This is a genomic window from Arthrobacter sp. R1-13, assembly GCF_054161475.1.
Map to the genome: position 1 here is coordinate 3,128,007 of NZ_CP096420.1, position 15,396 is coordinate 3,143,402.

Annotated in this window: 18 protein-coding genes; 8 read left to right on the top strand and 10 right to left on the bottom strand. The window is 61.5% G+C overall.

Going from position 1 to position 15,396, the window contains the following annotated elements; genetic code table 11:
- Nucleotides 1-8 precede the first annotated feature (8 nt).
- Nucleotides 9-1,136: an Mrp/NBP35 family ATP-binding protein gene (locus M1D88_RS14430; RefSeq protein WP_458111485.1), complete on the top strand. Its 1,128-nt coding sequence runs from the start codon at nucleotides 9-11 to the stop codon at nucleotides 1,134-1,136.
- A gap of 22 nt (nucleotides 1,137-1,158) precedes the next feature.
- Here the strand turns inward: M1D88_RS14430 and M1D88_RS14435 are convergent, their stop codons facing one another.
- The 3 genes from M1D88_RS14435 to sigE form a co-directional block, all read right to left on the bottom strand.
- A complete protein-coding gene (locus M1D88_RS14435; RefSeq protein ID WP_458111486.1) occupies nucleotides 1,159-1,551 on the bottom strand; it encodes a Sec-independent protein translocase TatB in 393 nt (130 codons plus the stop codon).
- A gap of 78 nt (nucleotides 1,552-1,629) precedes the next feature.
- The gene (locus M1D88_RS14440) at nucleotides 1,630-2,472 is read right to left on the bottom strand and encodes a hypothetical protein (protein ID WP_458111487.1); all 843 of its coding nucleotides are present in this window, start codon (nucleotides 2,470-2,472) and stop codon (nucleotides 1,630-1,632) included.
- A gap of 131 nt (nucleotides 2,473-2,603) precedes the next feature.
- On the bottom strand, nucleotides 2,604-3,233 hold the full coding sequence (sigE, locus tag M1D88_RS14445) for an RNA polymerase sigma factor SigE (RefSeq protein ID WP_458111488.1): 630 nt from the start codon (nucleotides 3,231-3,233) through the stop codon (nucleotides 2,604-2,606).
- Nucleotides 3,234-3,548: 315 nt separating this feature from the next.
- Here sigE and M1D88_RS14450 point away from each other — a divergent pair, with 315 nt between their 5' ends.
- A complete protein-coding gene (locus tag M1D88_RS14450; protein ID WP_458111489.1) occupies nucleotides 3,549-4,181 on the top strand; it encodes an O-methyltransferase in 633 nt (210 codons plus the stop codon).
- An 81-nt stretch (nucleotides 4,182-4,262) separates the two neighbouring features.
- Here the strand turns inward: M1D88_RS14450 and M1D88_RS14455 are convergent, their stop codons facing one another.
- The 4 genes from M1D88_RS14455 to M1D88_RS14470 all read right to left on the bottom strand — a co-directional run bounded on the left by M1D88_RS14455 (nucleotide 4,263) and on the right by M1D88_RS14470 (nucleotide 7,240).
- Nucleotides 4,263-4,430, bottom strand: a complete 168-nt coding sequence (locus M1D88_RS14455) for a DUF3117 domain-containing protein (RefSeq protein ID WP_009357720.1) — start codon at nucleotides 4,428-4,430, stop codon at nucleotides 4,263-4,265.
- A 230-nt stretch (nucleotides 4,431-4,660) separates the two neighbouring features.
- Nucleotides 4,661-5,863, bottom strand: a complete 1,203-nt coding sequence (locus M1D88_RS14460; RefSeq protein WP_458111490.1) for a hypothetical protein — start codon at nucleotides 5,861-5,863, stop codon at nucleotides 4,661-4,663.
- Between the two features lie 74 nt (nucleotides 5,864-5,937).
- Nucleotides 5,938-6,360 (bottom strand): DivIVA domain-containing protein, encoded by a 423-nt coding sequence (locus M1D88_RS14465; RefSeq protein WP_458111491.1) that lies wholly within the window; start codon nucleotides 6,358-6,360, stop codon nucleotides 5,938-5,940.
- A 16-nt stretch (nucleotides 6,361-6,376) separates the two neighbouring features.
- Entirely contained in the window at nucleotides 6,377-7,240 is an 864-nt protein-coding gene (locus tag M1D88_RS14470) for an LOG family protein (protein ID WP_458111492.1), read from the bottom strand.
- A gap of 162 nt (nucleotides 7,241-7,402) precedes the next feature.
- On the opposite strand from M1D88_RS14470, the gene M1D88_RS14475 reads away from it, so the two are divergent.
- The 4 genes from M1D88_RS14475 to M1D88_RS14490 all read left to right on the top strand — a co-directional run bounded on the left by M1D88_RS14475 (nucleotide 7,403) and on the right by M1D88_RS14490 (nucleotide 10,701).
- Nucleotides 7,403-8,158 (top strand): amino acid ABC transporter ATP-binding protein, encoded by a 756-nt coding sequence (locus M1D88_RS14475; protein ID WP_458111493.1) that lies wholly within the window; start codon nucleotides 7,403-7,405, stop codon nucleotides 8,156-8,158.
- Nucleotides 8,159-8,216: 58 nt separating this feature from the next.
- Nucleotides 8,217-9,098, top strand: a complete 882-nt coding sequence (locus tag M1D88_RS14480) for a glutamate ABC transporter substrate-binding protein (RefSeq protein WP_458111494.1) — start codon at nucleotides 8,217-8,219, stop codon at nucleotides 9,096-9,098.
- A gap of 95 nt (nucleotides 9,099-9,193) precedes the next feature.
- The gene (locus tag M1D88_RS14485) at nucleotides 9,194-9,844 is read left to right on the top strand and encodes an amino acid ABC transporter permease (RefSeq protein ID WP_458111495.1); all 651 of its coding nucleotides are present in this window, start codon (nucleotides 9,194-9,196) and stop codon (nucleotides 9,842-9,844) included.
- Nucleotides 9,841-10,701, top strand: coding sequence for an amino acid ABC transporter permease (locus tag M1D88_RS14490; protein WP_458111496.1), 861 nt, complete (start codon nucleotides 9,841-9,843; stop codon nucleotides 10,699-10,701). The genes M1D88_RS14485 and M1D88_RS14490 overlap by 4 nt, the downstream gene beginning before the upstream one ends.
- Nucleotides 10,702-10,803: 102 nt before the next feature.
- Here M1D88_RS14490 and dapE read toward each other — a convergent pair whose 3' ends face one another.
- Nucleotides 10,804-11,937, bottom strand: a complete 1,134-nt coding sequence (gene dapE / locus M1D88_RS14495; RefSeq protein ID WP_458111497.1) for a succinyl-diaminopimelate desuccinylase — start codon at nucleotides 11,935-11,937, stop codon at nucleotides 10,804-10,806.
- Between the two features lie 50 nt (nucleotides 11,938-11,987).
- Here dapE and dapD point away from each other — a divergent pair, with 50 nt between their 5' ends.
- Together dapD and M1D88_RS14505 are read left to right on the top strand one after the other, a co-directional pair.
- Nucleotides 11,988-13,001, top strand: a complete 1,014-nt coding sequence (gene dapD / locus M1D88_RS14500; protein WP_458111498.1) for a 2,3,4,5-tetrahydropyridine-2,6-dicarboxylate N-succinyltransferase — start codon at nucleotides 11,988-11,990, stop codon at nucleotides 12,999-13,001.
- A gap of 79 nt (nucleotides 13,002-13,080) precedes the next feature.
- Complete coding sequence (locus M1D88_RS14505) at nucleotides 13,081-13,935, top strand: hypothetical protein (RefSeq protein WP_458111499.1); 855 nt, start codon at nucleotides 13,081-13,083, stop codon at nucleotides 13,933-13,935.
- Between the two features lie 15 nt (nucleotides 13,936-13,950).
- Here the strand turns inward: M1D88_RS14505 and M1D88_RS14510 are convergent, their stop codons facing one another.
- Together M1D88_RS14510 and M1D88_RS14515 are read right to left on the bottom strand one after the other, a co-directional pair.
- A complete protein-coding gene (locus M1D88_RS14510; protein WP_458111500.1) occupies nucleotides 13,951-14,562 on the bottom strand; it encodes a hypothetical protein in 612 nt (203 codons plus the stop codon).
- A 62-nt stretch (nucleotides 14,563-14,624) separates the two neighbouring features.
- Entirely contained in the window at nucleotides 14,625-15,305 is a 681-nt protein-coding gene (locus M1D88_RS14515; RefSeq protein ID WP_458111501.1) for a TetR/AcrR family transcriptional regulator, read from the bottom strand.
- Between the last annotated feature and the right edge of the window lie 91 nt (nucleotides 15,306-15,396).

Genomic DNA, 15,396 nt, shown 5'->3' on the forward strand with positions numbered 1-15,396 from the left:
ACCGCTCCATGAGTAACTCATTGGTCCCGGCAGTTAACGCTGCTTTGGCCACAGTCATCGATCCCGAGCTGCGCCGACCCATTACGGAGTTGGGCATGGTGGGTGGGGTTGATATTTCAGAAGAAGGATTGGTTCGCCTTACAGTGCTCCTGACCATCGCCGGATGTCCCCTTCGGGGAACCATCACGGCCGATGCCGAGGCTGCCTTGACAGCAGTCCCGGGAGTATCCGGCGTAGACGTTGATCTCCAGGTGATGACGCAGTCGCAGCGCGATGCCCTGAAGGAGAAGCTCCGCGGCCCAGGCGCCCAGCGCGGCATCCCCTTCAACCAGCCCGGCTCATTGACCAAGGTCTACGCGGTGGCCAGCGGCAAGGGAGGGGTGGGTAAATCATCTGTAACAGTGAACCTCGCCTGTTCCCTCGCGGCCCAGGGACTGCGCGTGGGCATCATCGACGCCGACGTTTACGGCTTCTCCGTTCCGGCTCTGATGGGCATCACGCAGGCGCCCACCCGGGTGGACGACATGATCCTGCCGCCGGTGGCCTACGGGGTCAAAGTGATTTCCATCGGGATGTTCGTTTCCGGTAACCAGCCGGTGGCCTGGCGGGGGCCCATGCTGCACCGGGCACTCGAACAGTTCCTCACCGACGTCTACTTCGGCGACCTTGACGCCCTGTTCCTCGACCTGCCACCTGGAACGGGCGATATCGCCATCTCCGTAGCCCAACTGCTGCCCAAGGCCGAGATCCTGGTGGTGACCACGCCGCAGGTTGCCGCAGCCGACGTCGCTGAGCGGGCCGGCGCCATTGCAACCCAAACAGGACAGTCGGTGGCGGGCGTTGTGGAAAACATGTCTTACCTGGAAATGCCCGACGGCGGCCGGATGGACCTCTTTGGTACCGGCGGCGGAGCAGTGCTCGCCGAGCGTCTCTCTGCCACCGTTGGCACCGAAGTCCCGTTGCTCGGACAGATTCCGCTGGACATCCTTCTGCGGGAAGGCGGAGACACCGGTCTTCCGATCGTTCTCAACCGCCCGGAGACAGCGGCGGCATCCGCTTTGAATGGCATCGCCGGAAAACTGGCGGCCAGACCGCGGGGACTAACGGGGCTGTCGCTCGGGCTGCAGCCCCGCTGACTTTACTGCGGCAGACAGGCCTTTATGTGGCCTCAGAGTCGAAAGGCGCAGCTGCACCGTCAGCAAGACGCTCGATAACACGTGCGGGGCGGGATTCTGAAGCGGTTGCGGCCGCAGCGCCGGCCACTGCTCCGGGGGCGCCTGCGCTTACAGGTTTGGTGTCATCATCCAGCAGCGCTTCTTTGATGATGCGGCGGGGATCGTACTGCCGGGGGTCGTACTTCTTCCAGTCGACATCGTCGATGTCGATCCCCACTTCGTCTTTGATCTGTTCCCGGGCACCGGACGCCATCCGGCGGACTTCCTTCACCAGGTTTGCGAGTTTCTGGGTGTATTCGGGCAGGCGCTGGGGACCGATCACCATCACACCGATGATCAGCAGAAGTAAAAACTCCGGGCCATTGATTCCAAACACTTTAGGAAGATTACCCTCTCCGGGAGCCCGGTGACGATTCCTGCGAAAGGCAGGGAAGCATACAGCTGCGAAAGCCTGTCATGAGACGGCAATGCCACCAAAAATGCGGCCGATCCCCCGTTGAATCCGGCCCAGGAGATCCCCGCCCCCAGCACGTTCCTCCAAGGACTCGGCCCCGGTTGCCGGCCCTCTCATGGAGTCGCGGGGAGCAGACTGCGTCAGCGCGGCCAAGGCGGCCTCCGCGTGGTGCTGTGACAGGTCCGTCACATAGGTGAACGTGATGCCGTTGACCTGGTAGATCGCGCGTTGAGGGGTTCCTGAAGAAACCCAAAGGCTGCCAGCCTCCGAACCGTCCAGCTTCGTCACCTGGGCAAAACCGTCCTCGGAAGCAGCATGCCCCGTCAGCGCGTTCACAGGTTCGCGTACAGCTGTGGGCATCCCCGGGGACGCTCCGGCGGGAAGGGAGTGCTGTTCGATAATCGTCGCGTAATTCTTTCCATCCGAAAGGCGCAACTCCATCGCCGGTTCCCCCGACACGACCTTGGTCCGGGCGGAAACCAAATGAAAGCCTGCACCGGACAGATCAGGACAAATCCATCCCTGGCTGCGCAGTTCCTGCACCCTGCCTGAGGCCAGCGTGCTGCCTTGGTCTGTCAGGGAGCCTGCAGCGGCCGTCCCCGCCTGGGGGACCGGATCACCTCCCACAATGAAGGCGGCCATGCCCATGAGTCCTGCCACCGCAGCAGTGCAGGCCAGCAAGAGTTGAACCAGCTTCATTCTCGAGCGCGCCCTGGAGACCGGCTCGGGAACAGCCATGGCAAGATCCTGCGTCCTGGACAAAAGGCGCTCAACGAGATCATCAGGCGCGGCAGGCACCGCCGCGCTGTGGAGCCGCTCCAGGTACTGCCGCTCCCGCTGCACGGCAGTGGAGCAATCCGGGCAAGCTTCCAATGCGGCCCTGCAGGCACCGTGTTTTTTGCCGATGCCGGTTTTTACGGACTGAACCAGCCGTCGAAACAGATCAGAATGACGTAACCGACCCATAAGGCCGATCAGAGGATGCCGGCGATGCGGGGCATGTTAAGACGCGGCTTCAAACCCTGCGTCGGACGGGGATCCCGGTGAGCCAGCTTCTCGCGCAACATGGTGCGTCCTCGATGAATGCGGGAGCGCACGGTGCCCAGCTTCACACCGAGGGCCAGAGCCACCTCGTCATAGGAAAGACCCTCAAGATCGCAGAGTACAACAGCAGCCCTGAAGTCGGGCGGCAGCTCCTCCAGAGCTGCCTGCACATCCAGATCAAGGTTGTTGAACTCAAAACTCTGCTCCGGTCCGGGTTCGCGTCCGGGCAAGCGGGATTCGGCGTCATCGGCAAGGGCATCGAACCGGATCCGGTTCTTCCGCCTCGCCTGATCGAGGAAAAGGTTGGTGGTGATACGGTGCAGCCAGCCATCAAGGGTGCCCGGCTTGAAGTTCTCCAGCGAACGGAACACCCGCACGAACACTTCCTGGGTGAGGTCCTCGGCGTCGTACTTGTTGCCGGTCAGGCGAAAAGCAAGGCGGTAAACCTTGGCTGAGTGGTTGGTGACCACTTCTTCCCAGGTTGGCCTGACCCATGCGGCTTCCGCCGGGGTTCCCGAATCTTCAACTGCAGGGACAGGTGCCACAACTGATGCTGACATCGTCCACTCCCCTCGTGGATGGGTACTAACGCCGATTTTGTGCTCTTACACCAGTGATTCGGTGCCGTTCATCTGTCGGATGACCGGATAATTATCATGTCAAATTTGGCTGGGAGTTTCCTGACATTCAAGGCGCTTCAGCCCAAGGCGCAATTGCGCTGGAGGGAAGTCCTCCCCAAGAGCGCCGCATTCCCGAATGAACCTTTGCAGTCTACGCCGTTCTCAACGCTGCCACACCGTCACCTTCCCGGTCTACGGCGTCAGACACAGTACTCTGATACAAACGCCCCCTGCCGCCCAGAAAGCGAATCCTCCATGAGCGCCGATAAGTCCACGAGCTGGTCCTATGCAGAAGATCTGCCTGCTGAGGATGAGGTGCTGTTGCACGCTCGTGAACGTTCCTTCGAGCTTGGCGTGACACCAATTGGTCCCGGTGTCGGTGCCGCCCTCACTGTGCTTGCAGCGGCGTCAAAGGCGCAAACGGCAGTTGAAATAGGCACGGGCGCCGGCGTCTCCGGTGTCTGCATTCTCAGAGGCCTGGGACCGCAATCGGTACTGACAACCATCGACGTCGATGTGGAACACCTCAAAGCGGCACGCGAGGCCTTCCAGGAAGCCGGCAGCCCGGCAAACCGCACCCGCACTATTTCCGGCCGCGCGGCCGACGTCCTCCCGCGTCTGACCGATTCTGCGTACGACCTTGTATTTGTGGATGCGGATAAGCAAGGACTTCCCGGCTACGTCGAACAGGCCATCCGTCTGCTCAAGTCACGCGGCTTGCTTATCGTCAACGACGCACTGGATAAGGATCGGGTCTCCAACCCCGCCGCCCGGGATGCCAGCACCGTGGTCCTGCGGCAGGTTGGCAAGGCAATCCGCGAGGACGAACGCCTGGTGTCGGCCATGTTGCCTACGGGCGATGGATTGCTCGTAGCCGTCAAGAAATAGGCGCGCCAATCACGGCGCCGATCGGCAACCAAAAAGGACAGGACCAGCAGCCTGTTGGCTACCGGTCCTGCCCCGGAGAATCTATTCGGTAACGCCCACCAGGCATTCCTTCAGGTTCGCCGCCTCCGCAGCGTTGAGCTCAACTACAAGCCGTCCTCCGCCTTCGAGCGGCACACGCATGATGAGGCTGCGGCCTTCTTTGGTTACTTCCATCGGGCCGTCGCCGGTGCGTGGTTTCATAGCCGCCATGAGGAATATCCCCTCCAGTAGTCCCAGGACATACCAGCCCGGACGGGCTGTGTCCGCATGGTCAAACAAGCCGCTATGACGGCCGCTACCGCAGCCGTCATGGCTGAACACTGTCGAATGCCATTTGTCCTTGCTTACCTCTATTATCCCGTAATTGACCGCGCACAGCTAATTGATGGACTTTCGACACGCTGTCCAAAACACGCCGGGGAAGAGCTGCGATTCAAGGGTCAGGGCGGGTAATCTCCGCCTCCGGGCAACTGCGCCCAGGCCCAGAGCCAGACTATCCAGACAATTTGCAGGAGGACAAACATCATCGCGACTACCGTCCGGTAGGCGCCGGATCTCGAGACCAGGGCGGCACTGAGTGCCAGCGGAAACAGTGGGAGGAGCATACGGAAGGTACTGGTCTGGGGATGCAGGAACACCAGCAGGTAGCCCATGTAACAGATGCACCAGAGGCGCAGCTCGATACCGAGTGCACGCACAGGCCGAGTCACCATCACGAGGCCAAAAACGGCCACGAACACGAAGGGCGCCAGGATCCCCAGGACTGGGCCGAACAGCAGGATCCCTGTGTCGAACCACGGCATAAAGGGGACGAGGTCGTGGCCGCGCCAGGCCGTCTCAGTCTTGGTATAGGCCCCGATATCACCAGTCACCAGCCAAGCGATCCCAGGCCACATCAGGGCTCCCACTCCACTGACCAGGGTTAGCCCGGCCAGGCTCCACAATTCACCCAGGCTGTGACCACTGCCCTCCCTCCGCTCAGCAGGCCGGAAATGCTGCCATAGGCGGTAGCAAAGAAGAAGCCCTGCCATCGCGGCGAACGGCACTCCCGTGGGCCGGGACAAGCACATCAGCAGCACTACGGGCATGGCCAAAAGGTACCGGCGCCGGACCAGGAGCAACAAGGCGGAAGCCAGCAACAGCAGGTTCAAGGACTCCGCATAAGGAACCTGGAGCACCGGAGCCACGGGGAACGTGGAAAAGAACACAATTCCCCACAGGGCAGCAGCATGGGAGGCCTTGTGGCGGAACAGCCGATACGTCACCAAGGCAGCACCAAGCCCTGCGACCATTGCGATTACGGTCAGCGATGCAGCCGGCGGAAGCCCGGTTAGGCCTGAGAGAGCCCTGCCAAGCACCGGGAAGAGAGCATAAAAAGCCCAGGCGTTCTCCTGGACGTTACCCGAATCGTTCAAGGGGAGTTCGGAGGGATAGCCGTTAGTGGCAACCTCGCCGTACCAACGGGCATCCCAGATATTGATGAAGTTCCAGTAATCCGGCTTGGCAGGAAACCAGGGATTAGTGCCTTGGTGCAGGGCCGCCGCCATGAAAATGCAAGCACTGATCAGCCGGGCCCCCAGGTATACAGCTCCCACCTGCAGCCACCAGGGCCATCGGCCGGCCGCGGAAAGGGCGTCAGCCATGCGTTCGTTGAGAGGCCTCACGGACCGCGTACGAATAACGCTCCTGTTCCCGCCAGGAGCCGTTTCCTGACCGCTCAAGAGCCTTCCTCCTGCATCGTTCGCATCGCTGACCCAGAGGAACCAACGGAGCCCGGGGAGCCGGAGGCACCAGTGGAGTCAGCGGAACCGACGGAACCAAGAGCGGCGCGAAGCCTGGCGATTTCGGCATCCTTCTCCGCGAGATGGTCACGGAGTTCATCCAGCACCTGGTCCACCTGGTCCATCCGGTAACCCCGCAGGCCAAGGGCAAAGCGGATGTGGTCCACGTCGGAGGGTTTCGGGTGCGCCGGCAGCAATACCGGAGGGAGTGATGCCACCGGCTCATCAAAGCCGTCCTCAAGCAGGCTGCTGACGGCGCTCCTGTTGCGGAACTTTGAGCCGATGCCGGTGCCGAAGAAAACCGTGACGCCGAGCAGTGCGACGGCGAGAAAAACCAGGAAGTAGCTCACAGCACCCATCGTGCCAGATCAACGGCTATTCAGGCCGCTGCTCTCCGTTGGGCCGGCCGTTTGCCCGGCCGTTGGCTGAAGCGCCCGGAACTGAACCACGCAGCACCAGGTCAACGGCATCAGTGGGATCGTCTACTACCTGGATGAGGTCCAGGTCCTTCTCCGACACCATGCCCTCCTCTACAAGAGTGCCGCGGATCCAATCGATCATCGGTCCCCAGAAGGACGTTCCCAACAGGACGATCGGGAAAGACGTGACCTTCCGCGTCTGTACCAGAACCATGGCTTCGAAGAGCTCATCAAGAGTTCCGAGGCCTCCCGGGAGCACAATGAATCCTTGGGCGTACTTGACGAACATGGTCTTGCGGGCGAAGAAGTAACGGAAATTGATCCCCAGGTCCACCCACTGGTTGAGGCCCTGCTCGAAAGGGAGCTCGATCCCCAGGCCTACTGAGAGCCCGTTGCCTTGCACTGCTCCCTTATTGGCGGCCTCCATGGATCCTGGTCCGCCACCCGTAATTACGGCAATGCCGGCTTCTGCCAGCTTCCTTCCCACGTCAACGCCAAGATCGTAGTAAGACGTGCCGGGTTTTGTTCGTGCCGAACCGAATACGCTGACTGCCGGACCGATGTCTGCAAGCGCGCCGAAGCCCTCCACGAATTCACTTTGGATCCTCAGTACCCGCCACGGATCAGTGTGGATGAACTGGCCTGCGCCCTTGGTGTCCAGCAAGTGCTGGTCGGACATCTCGACGGCGGCCTGTTTACGCCGCAACTCCAAAGGACCTTTATGCCGCGTCGCCACATGGTTGTTCGCAACCTGCTCAGGGGCTGGGAAAGATTCTCCGGTGGTGTCCGGGACTGGCTGTGGGTGCGGATCGGTACTCATCCACCAAGGCTAGCGCGGATCGGGGTGTCCGCCGCTTATCGATTCCTTATTCCGGATCAGCATTCCCGCGCCCGGGCTCCGCAGGTATCTCTTGAATTACGATCTGCAGGAAGTGGGAGTGATTCGGGTCATAAGTGTTCAATGTTCGCTAGATTCATTCCTATGACTACTCAAGTGCCCGGCGATGCCCTCGTCTCCCTTAATGCTGTCAACAAGCACTACGGCCAGTTGCACGTCCTCAAGGACATCAACCTGAACGTCCGCAAGGGCGAAGTAGTCGTAGTCATCGGGCCCTCCGGCTCCGGCAAGTCCACTCTGTGCAGGGCCATTAACCGCCTTGAAACTATTGATACCGGCGAGATCACCATTGATGGGAAGAAGCTCCCGGAAGAAGGCAAGGAACTCGCGCGCCTTCGTGCCGACGTCGGTATGGTCTTCCAGTCGTTCAACCTGTTTGCCCACAAGACCATCCTGGAAAATGTGACCCTCGGTCCCATCAAGGTCAAGGGGCTTTCCAAGGCTGAGGCAGACAAGGAAGCCATGGCGCTGTTGGAACGGGTCGGCGTCGGTCATCAGGCACCGAAACTTCCGGCCCAGCTCTCCGGTGGCCAGCAGCAACGTGTGGCAATCGCACGCGCACTGGCCATGAAGCCGAAAGTCATGCTTTTTGACGAGCCCACCTCTGCCCTTGACCCGGAAATGATCAATGAGGTCCTGGACGTCATGATCCAACTGGCCAAGGAAGGCATGACCATGATCGTGGTGACCCACGAAATGGGATTCGCGCGCAAGGCTGCAGATCGAGTGGTCTTCATGGCCGATGGCCAGATCGTTGAAGACGCAACGCCTGAAGAATTTTTTACGAACCCCAAGAGCAACCGGGCCAAGGACTTCCTGTCCAAGCTCCTTACTCACTGACACCCACTGAATTCGCACCCCTGGCCGTCAGCTTCGGCCGCCCAATGAAAGGAATGTCATGAAGGCATTTATGACCCGTCGGAAGTCCTTGCTGGTTGCAGCTTCCGCAGCCCTGGCCTTGAGCCTGAGCGCGTGCGGCGGCGGCACTACCACCACCAACCCGACAGTGGCAGAGAAGCCGACCTTCGCGGCCGGCAGCACCATGGAGAAGCTTTCTTCAGCCGGAACGATCAAGATCGGCACCAAGTTTGACCAGCCGCTGTTCGGTCAGAAGGGCCTCGACGGCAAGCCTGTCGGGTTCGACGTCGAGATCGGCAAGCTGATCGCAGCCAAGCTGGGCATCGCAGCTGACAAGATCGAGTGGGTCGAAACTGTCTCCGCTAACCGCGAGCCGTTCATCGAGCAGGCCCGCGTCGACATCGTGGTTGCCACCTACACCATCAACGACAAGCGCAAGCAGGTTGTTAGCTTCGCTGGCCCGTACTACGAGGCCGGCCAGGCCCTGATGGTCAACAAGGACAACACCTCCATCACCAAGCCCGAAGACGTCAAGGGCAAGAAGGTTTGTTCAGTGACAGGCTCAACTCCTGCCGCCACCATCGTGGAGAAGTACCAGGCAGAGCTCGTGCCGGCCGCAACGTACTCCGCTTGCCTTGAGCCGCTCCGCAACAAGCAGGTCGAAGCGATCACCACTGACAACGTCATCCTCGCCGGTTTCGTCAACAAGGAACCGGACGCCTTCAAGCTCGCCTCCGACGAAACCTTCACCAAGGAGCCTTACGGCATTGGCCTGAAGAAGGACGACACCGAATTCCGCAACTGGATCAACGATCAGCTGGAAGAGTTCGCGTCTGACGGATCCTACAAGAAGGCCTGGGAAGGCACTGCGGGCGCAGTCATCAAGACTGCCCCTGAACTTCCCGAGCTGGACCGCTACTAAGCACTAACCGGCGGTTATCGGGGCCTCTATCCGGGTCCCGATAGCCGCCGTTCGCACGATTCGTTCCATTTACCCCGACGCAGCTGAAGGATCCCATGGACGTTATTATCGAAAGCCTGCCTCTCTACGGGGAAGGCTTTCTCAGAACCCTCTTCCTGTCGGTGGTGTCCGGACTGATCGCCCTTGTAGTGGGCACGCTCCTCGCCGCGGCCAGGGTCTCCCCCATCGCAGCCCTTCGGGGTTTCAGCATGGCGTATGTGGAGATAGTCCGTAACACCCCGCTGACCATTGCCTTCTTCTTCGCCGCCATTGTGCTGCCCCGGCTGGGGGTCACTTTCCAGCAGTTCGAGGTTGCGGCCATCATCGCCCTCAGCACCTACACGGCCGCCTTCGTGGCCGAAGCGGTGCGTTCCGGTGTCAACAGCGTTCCGATCGGCCAGGCAGAAGCCGCCCGAAGTGTGGGCATGAAGTTCTCCCAGGTGCTCTCGTTGATCGTCCTTCCCCAGGCGGTCCGCTCCGTTGTGCCGCCGTTGATCAACATCATGATCGCGCTGGTCAAGAACTCCTCCGTTGCCGGCGCATTCTTTGTCCTCGAACTCTTCGGCTACGGGCGCCAGCTTGCCAACGCCAATGGTGACCAGGTCATGCTGGTGCTGATCGGTGTTGCGTTCTTCTACCTGCTTATTACCGTTCCCTTGGGCATATTGGCCAGCACCGTCGAACGAAAGGTGGCGATCGCACGATGACTTCCGTTCTCTACGATGTCCCCGGACCAAAAGCCCGCCGCATTTCGCTTTTAGGTTCAATCATTGGAATCGTCCTGATTGCCCTGCTCTTGGCCGGCGCCATCACAGTCCTGGCAAATCAGGGGATTTTCGAAGGACAGCGCTGGGCCATTTTCCAGAACCCGCAGGTCTGGGCGCTGATCGGTGACGGCATCGGCGCCACTTTGAGCGCTGCCGCCCTTGCCGCCGTTATTGCCTTCCCATTGGGGCTGGCGCTGTGCCTCCTCCGAATTTCGGACGTGGCCTGGATCAGAATTCCGACACGGGTTCTCCTGGAGTTCCTGCGTGGTATGCCTGTTGTCCTCATGATGCTGTTTGTGCTGCTGGTATTCGGCACAAGCCCTTTCATTGCCGTGGTAGCTGGCCTGATCCTCTACAACTCCGCCGTTTTCTCCGAGATCATCCGCGCCGGTATCCAGTCCCTGCCCAAGGGCCAGCGCGAGGCGGGGCTCACAGTAGGCCTGACGAGTTTCCAGTCACGCCTCATCATTGAGCTTCCGCAGGCAATCCGGCGCATGATGCCGTCCTTGGTGGCCCAGCTCGTGGTCCTGCTCAAGGACACGTCACTCGGTTACATCGTGGCTTACGGCGAACTCCTCCGGGCGGTACAGGTCATGGCCGACTTCCTGGGCACCGAATTCCTGTTCCCGATCTTCTTCGTGGCTGCCGCCATCTACATCCTGATCAACCTCTGCGTTTCGCGCATTGCCAACTGGATTGAGCGCCGCGGTACGACGAAGGCCGCCGGCGGCGTGGCCAAGGCCGACCCCGCAAAAGCTGAAGCCGGCCAGGTAGGTCAAGCGGGGCCGGGCGTTTAAAGTCCGGACACCAAGGACTCAGGACGTTCAAAAGGGAGGGGATGAACCGCACACTGCGGTTCGTCCCCTCCCTTTTGCGTAGCCGGCGAAGTTTGGACGGCCTTATGCGAGCCAGGTCCGCAAGGCGCGGAGGCATTCGCGTATGGCTTCCGCCTCAACATGCTCGTTGTCCTTATGCGCCAGCAGTGCGTCTCCAGGGCCGAAATTCACTGCCGGTATCCCCAGGGCACTAAAGCGGGCGACGTCTGTCCAGCCATACTTCGGCTTCGGCTCAGCCCCGACGGCAGCCACGAAGGAGGCAGCGGCGGGGTGCGTCAGCCCCGGCCGCGCTCCCGGGGCCCCGTCCGTGCGGACCACGTCGAAGCCCGACAGCAGCTCTCTAACGTGTGCCTCTGCCTGGTCCAGGGACTTGTCGGGCGCAAAGCGGTAGTTAATCTCAACCACACACCGATCGGGAATGACATTGCCCGCAGTGCCCCCACGGATCTTTACAGCGTTCAGGCTCTCGCGGTAGTCCAGGGCATCCACCGTGACTGTTGCAGGCTGATACGCGGCGAGCCTCTCCAGAATGGGCGCTGCGGCATGGATTGCGTTCCTGCCCATCCAGGCCCGCGCCGAGTGGGCTGCCTCGCCTATGGTGGTCACCTCGAAACGGGACGTCCCGTTGCAGCCGCCCTCGACGGTTCCATCAGTTGGTTCAAGGAGGATCGCGAAGTCTCCGTCGAGAAGATGGCCGTGGTTCCGCACCAGGCGCCCGAGGCCGCTCTTAGCCTCTTCCACTTCCTCATGGTCATAGAAGACAAAGGTCACGTCCTTGTTGGGCTCCGCGCCGTCGTCGAACATTGACGCCGCAAGGGCGAGCTGCACAGCAACCCCGCCCTTCATGTCCGTGGTCCCGCGCCCGTAGAGGACGCCCTGGCCCGGTGTGCCGGACACCCACGTCGACGGTACAGTCCCCAAGGATCCCTCTGTGATGGGAAGCGGAACAGTGTCCAGGTGGCCCGCCAGGATAACGCGCTCAGGACGGCCCAGCTCGGTGCGGGCGATGATCGAATCTCCGTCACGGACCAGCCGGAGTTGGGGAATCTTAAGCAGCGCGGCCCCAACGGCATCCGCCAAAGCCCTCTCGTTGCCGGACACACTGTTAATGTCGATCAGGGCCGCTGTGAGGAGCGCAACATCCTGGCGCAGGTTCAAGGGAGCAGGCAAGGACACTGGAGTGGTTTGAGCAGTCACGGTGACAGTCTAGTTCGAGTCCGGCGCCCAGCTCTCGATACACTGGGGCCATGACTGAAACCGTTGCTGATTCCGCCGTGCCCTCTGCCGCCCGTTCCGCCCATGGCTATGGAGTGGCCACCATCTTCACCCGCAACGGTGATTCCACTGTGCTGGACGTCTGGTTCCCGGAGCCGGCCTTGGGAGTTGCAGCCGATCATCTCCGGGATGTGGCCAACGCGGATGGTGTCCTGGCCGAGATCGCTGCCGGCGGAACAGACCCGGATCGAGGAACCGAGCAGAAGGTTGTCTTCGTCCAGATTGACCTTGACGAAGCCCCTGCTGACACTGCGGACGCGTATCTGCGGCTGCACCTGCTGTCACACCGTTTGGTTCAACCGAACACGATCAACCTCGACGGCGTCTTCGGCAAGCTGCCGAATGTCGTCTGGACCAACTTCGGACCTGCAGCAGTCGATGGATTCGAATTCACGCGGGCCAAACTCCGCCGACGTGGCGCCGTGACCGTCTATGGAGTGGACAAGTTCCCGCGCATGGTGGACTACGTTGTCCCCAGTGGCGTGCGCATAGCCGACGCCGACCGCGTGCGCCTGGGTGCCCACCTCGCCGAAGGGACCACTGTTATGCACGAGGGTTTCGTGAACTTTAACGCGGGTACCTTGGGTACCTCGATGGTCGAAGGCCGTATTTCAGCGGGAGTGGTTGCCGGAGACGGCACTGATGTGGGCGGCGGCGCCTCCATCATGGGCACCCTGTCGGGTGGCGGGAAGGAAAAGATTGCCTTGGGCGAGCGGGTCCTCCTGGGTGCCAATTCCGGCGTCGGGATCAGCATCGGCAGCGATTCAGTGGTGGAAGCCGGACTCTATGTCACAGCGGGAACCCGGGTGCGCGTAGTTGGCGCCAAGGACGCCGACGGCGAGGACACCAGCAAGGTTGTCAAAGCGGTGGAACTTTCCGGTGTCCCAAACCTTCTGTTCCGCCGGAATTCGGCCACGGGCGCAGTGGAGGTACTCCCCCGCAAGGGACAAACTGTCGAACTCAACGAGGCCCTGCACGCCAACTGAGGCAACAATCCCTAAGAAACAGCAGCAACTCACCGCGCATCACCTGGACCGGCCCCGAAGGGCCTGAGGGAGCATCTTCTTGGCACACAGACGTGGCCGTCGCCGCGCATTAGTGCTGGTGCTGGCACTGGCCCTTGTGGGTGGCGGCATCTACATCGCCCTGTCCATAGTGCAGCGTTCAGAAAATGTGATCGTCGAACGCTGCACGGCCACTGCCGGCTCCCAGCGCGCGGAGCTGGCAACAGACCAGGCCGCTAATGCGGCATTGATTTCCGGGGAGGCTGTTGAGCGAGGCCTTCCGCCACGCGCAGCAACGATTGCCCTGGCTACCGCCATGCAGGAATCCAAGCTGCGCAACATCAGGTATGGAGACGAGGCAGGACCCGACTCCCGGGGCCTGTTCCAGCAGCGGCCCACCCAAGGCTGGGGAACCGAAGAGCAAGTCATGGATCCGCACTACGCCAGTGGAGCCTTCTACGCTGCCCTGGTCAAGGTCCCGGACTACGAGGGGCTCGAAATTACAGCCGCCGCCCAGCAGGTACAGCGCTCTGCCTTTCCCCGCGCCTACGCCCAACATGAGGGCATGGCGAGGGCCTTTGCTTCTGCTTTGACGGGGCAGTCCACCGCTGCGCTCGACTGCACCCTGCGCGCCCCGGAAGAAGCCGGTGATCCGCAAGCAGTGCTTGACGAACTGACCTCCACCTTCGGCGACGTTCCAGCGTCCGTTGAGGGTTCCGTCCTGGTGGTCCAGTCAAGTGACAGCCAGGCATGGGCCATTGCCCAATGGGCCGTGGCCAATGCCAAGCTGCGCTCCCTGACGGCAGTCGACGTCGCGGGGTACAGCTGGCTGAGAGAATCGCGGAGTGGCTGGCAGCCAAGCGCTGCCGCAAACGGTCAGGTCTCGATCACCATTGCTGCCCAGGACGCCTCGTAAGCAGTCCAGCCGTAATCAGGCAAGCATCTCCACGACGGGCTGGACGTAGCTCCTGAACGTGTCCGGGTGGGACAAGAGGTCCTGGCTCATCACTATTTTGTCGGGCTCCAGGTACCATGCCCGCGGCTCGTCAAGCGGCAACTCAATAATGGTCAGGTTGAAATCCCTCGACTCCCTGCCCACCTCCATCAGCCTGTCTTCCACGATGTCGCCGAGGAGCTGGCAGGCGCCACCCGCCTCCCGTTCGGCTTCCAAGGTGGCGTAGTCGCTTCGGCGTTCACGCGCCCAGCTGAGCGCGCCGCCAAAATGTGCCTGCAGGACGCGCTGGAGGGCAGGTGAATTGGCGAACGCCTCGAAGGAAGGAGGAGTCAGGTCCGGCGTCATCTGTGGGTGTGATCTCAGCAGCTTCTCCCACCAGGCTTCCCACTCGGTCTTGAGTGCGCTGATCCCGCCGACATCGGCAGTGAGGTGATTGTGGTTCGCCCGGTGAACCTTTGGGGCTGCATGCGAAAGGGCAGGCCGGCCGGCACCATCAAGCCCTGCGGCATCCCGTACATAGAGGGCAATGAGCATGGGACCTGAGGTGTCCATGGTGATCCCCCAGGCGGGACCGCCTGTCTGATGCATCCGAATGGCCTCCCTTGATGTTAGGTCTCCCCGTCCCAGTGTATTCCCGATACAGGGCGGCGTTAATGGCCTTTGGCGGGAGCGGCAAGTGTATCCAGATGGGCCTCCAGGACCTCGTGGCACATCTGTGCCGTCATCCACTCCGGCTGGAGCAGCGCGTGCATGCTCAGGCCCTCGAGCATGGCAAGCAAGCGCTCAGCCTCCGTAACGAGGACCTGCCGATCGACAGCGTCGCCGCCGCGCTGACTATTCGTACCGCCGGTAGTGCCGCCGTCGACGTCCGACGGCGGTGCGATCAGCTCCATGACCAATCGACCCATAGCGGCAGCAATGGCACGGTGACTCCTGTCAGCCTCCGGAGCCAGGAAGGGCCTGATCCGGGCAGCGTTCTTGAAAGCGAGCCAGACACAGCTGTCCACAGCCCGCTCCTCATCGAGCGGAAGGATTTGGCCCAGAAGGGTTAACACGGCCGACCTATGCTCGCTGGTGGCTGGGGTGCATGCCGCTACGGCCTGAGCTGCTTTATCGAGGCGGCTGGTGATGCGGTCCACCACTACTCCGAACGAATGGATCAGCAGCTCTTCGCTGCTGGAGAAATAGTGGCGGACCGAGCCCACTGCAAGGCCGGCTTCCTCCGCAACTTCCCGCAGCGATGCGCGCTCAAGGCCATCACTGGCGATAATCCTGAATACTGCTTCCACCACATCTTGCCGTCGCAGGCCGGCATCTACGTATTTGGGCACCAGTCCTATTTAGCACACATGTGCTGGCACCCGCCCATGGGGCACCGGGCGGCACCTGGCGTAGCACTTCCGGCCGTTCGTCGGGGGTGAG

What these genes read in the sequence shown, in the direction of transcription:
- M1D88_RS14430 (WP_458111485.1), top strand. Translation starts at nt 9, where the DNA reads ATGAGTAACTCATTGGTCCCGGCAGTTAACGCTGCTTTGGCCACAGTC.
- sigE (WP_458111488.1), bottom strand. Translation starts at nt 3,233, where the DNA reads ATGTCAGCATCAGTTGTGGCACCTGTCCCTGCAGTTGAAGATTCGGGA.
- M1D88_RS14450 (WP_458111489.1), top strand. Translation starts at nt 3,549, where the DNA reads ATGAGCGCCGATAAGTCCACGAGCTGGTCCTATGCAGAAGATCTGCCT.
- M1D88_RS14455 (WP_009357720.1), bottom strand. Translation starts at nt 4,430, where the DNA reads ATGGCGGCTATGAAACCACGCACCGGCGACGGCCCGATGGAAGTAACC.
- M1D88_RS14460 (WP_458111490.1), bottom strand. Translation starts at nt 5,863, where the DNA reads ATGGCTGACGCCCTTTCCGCGGCCGGCCGATGGCCCTGGTGGCTGCAG.
- M1D88_RS14465 (WP_458111491.1), bottom strand. Translation starts at nt 6,360, where the DNA reads ATGGGTGCTGTGAGCTACTTCCTGGTTTTTCTCGCCGTCGCACTGCTC.
- M1D88_RS14470 (WP_458111492.1), bottom strand. Translation starts at nt 7,240, where the DNA reads ATGAGTACCGATCCGCACCCACAGCCAGTCCCGGACACCACCGGAGAA.
- M1D88_RS14475 (WP_458111493.1), top strand. Translation starts at nt 7,403, where the DNA reads ATGACTACTCAAGTGCCCGGCGATGCCCTCGTCTCCCTTAATGCTGTC.
- M1D88_RS14480 (WP_458111494.1), top strand. Translation starts at nt 8,217, where the DNA reads ATGAAGGCATTTATGACCCGTCGGAAGTCCTTGCTGGTTGCAGCTTCC.
- M1D88_RS14485 (WP_458111495.1), top strand. Translation starts at nt 9,194, where the DNA reads ATGGACGTTATTATCGAAAGCCTGCCTCTCTACGGGGAAGGCTTTCTC.
- M1D88_RS14490 (WP_458111496.1), top strand. Translation starts at nt 9,841, where the DNA reads ATGACTTCCGTTCTCTACGATGTCCCCGGACCAAAAGCCCGCCGCATT.
- dapD (WP_458111498.1), top strand. Translation starts at nt 11,988, where the DNA reads ATGACTGAAACCGTTGCTGATTCCGCCGTGCCCTCTGCCGCCCGTTCC.
- M1D88_RS14510 (WP_458111500.1), bottom strand. Translation starts at nt 14,562, where the DNA reads ATGCATCAGACAGGCGGTCCCGCCTGGGGGATCACCATGGACACCTCA.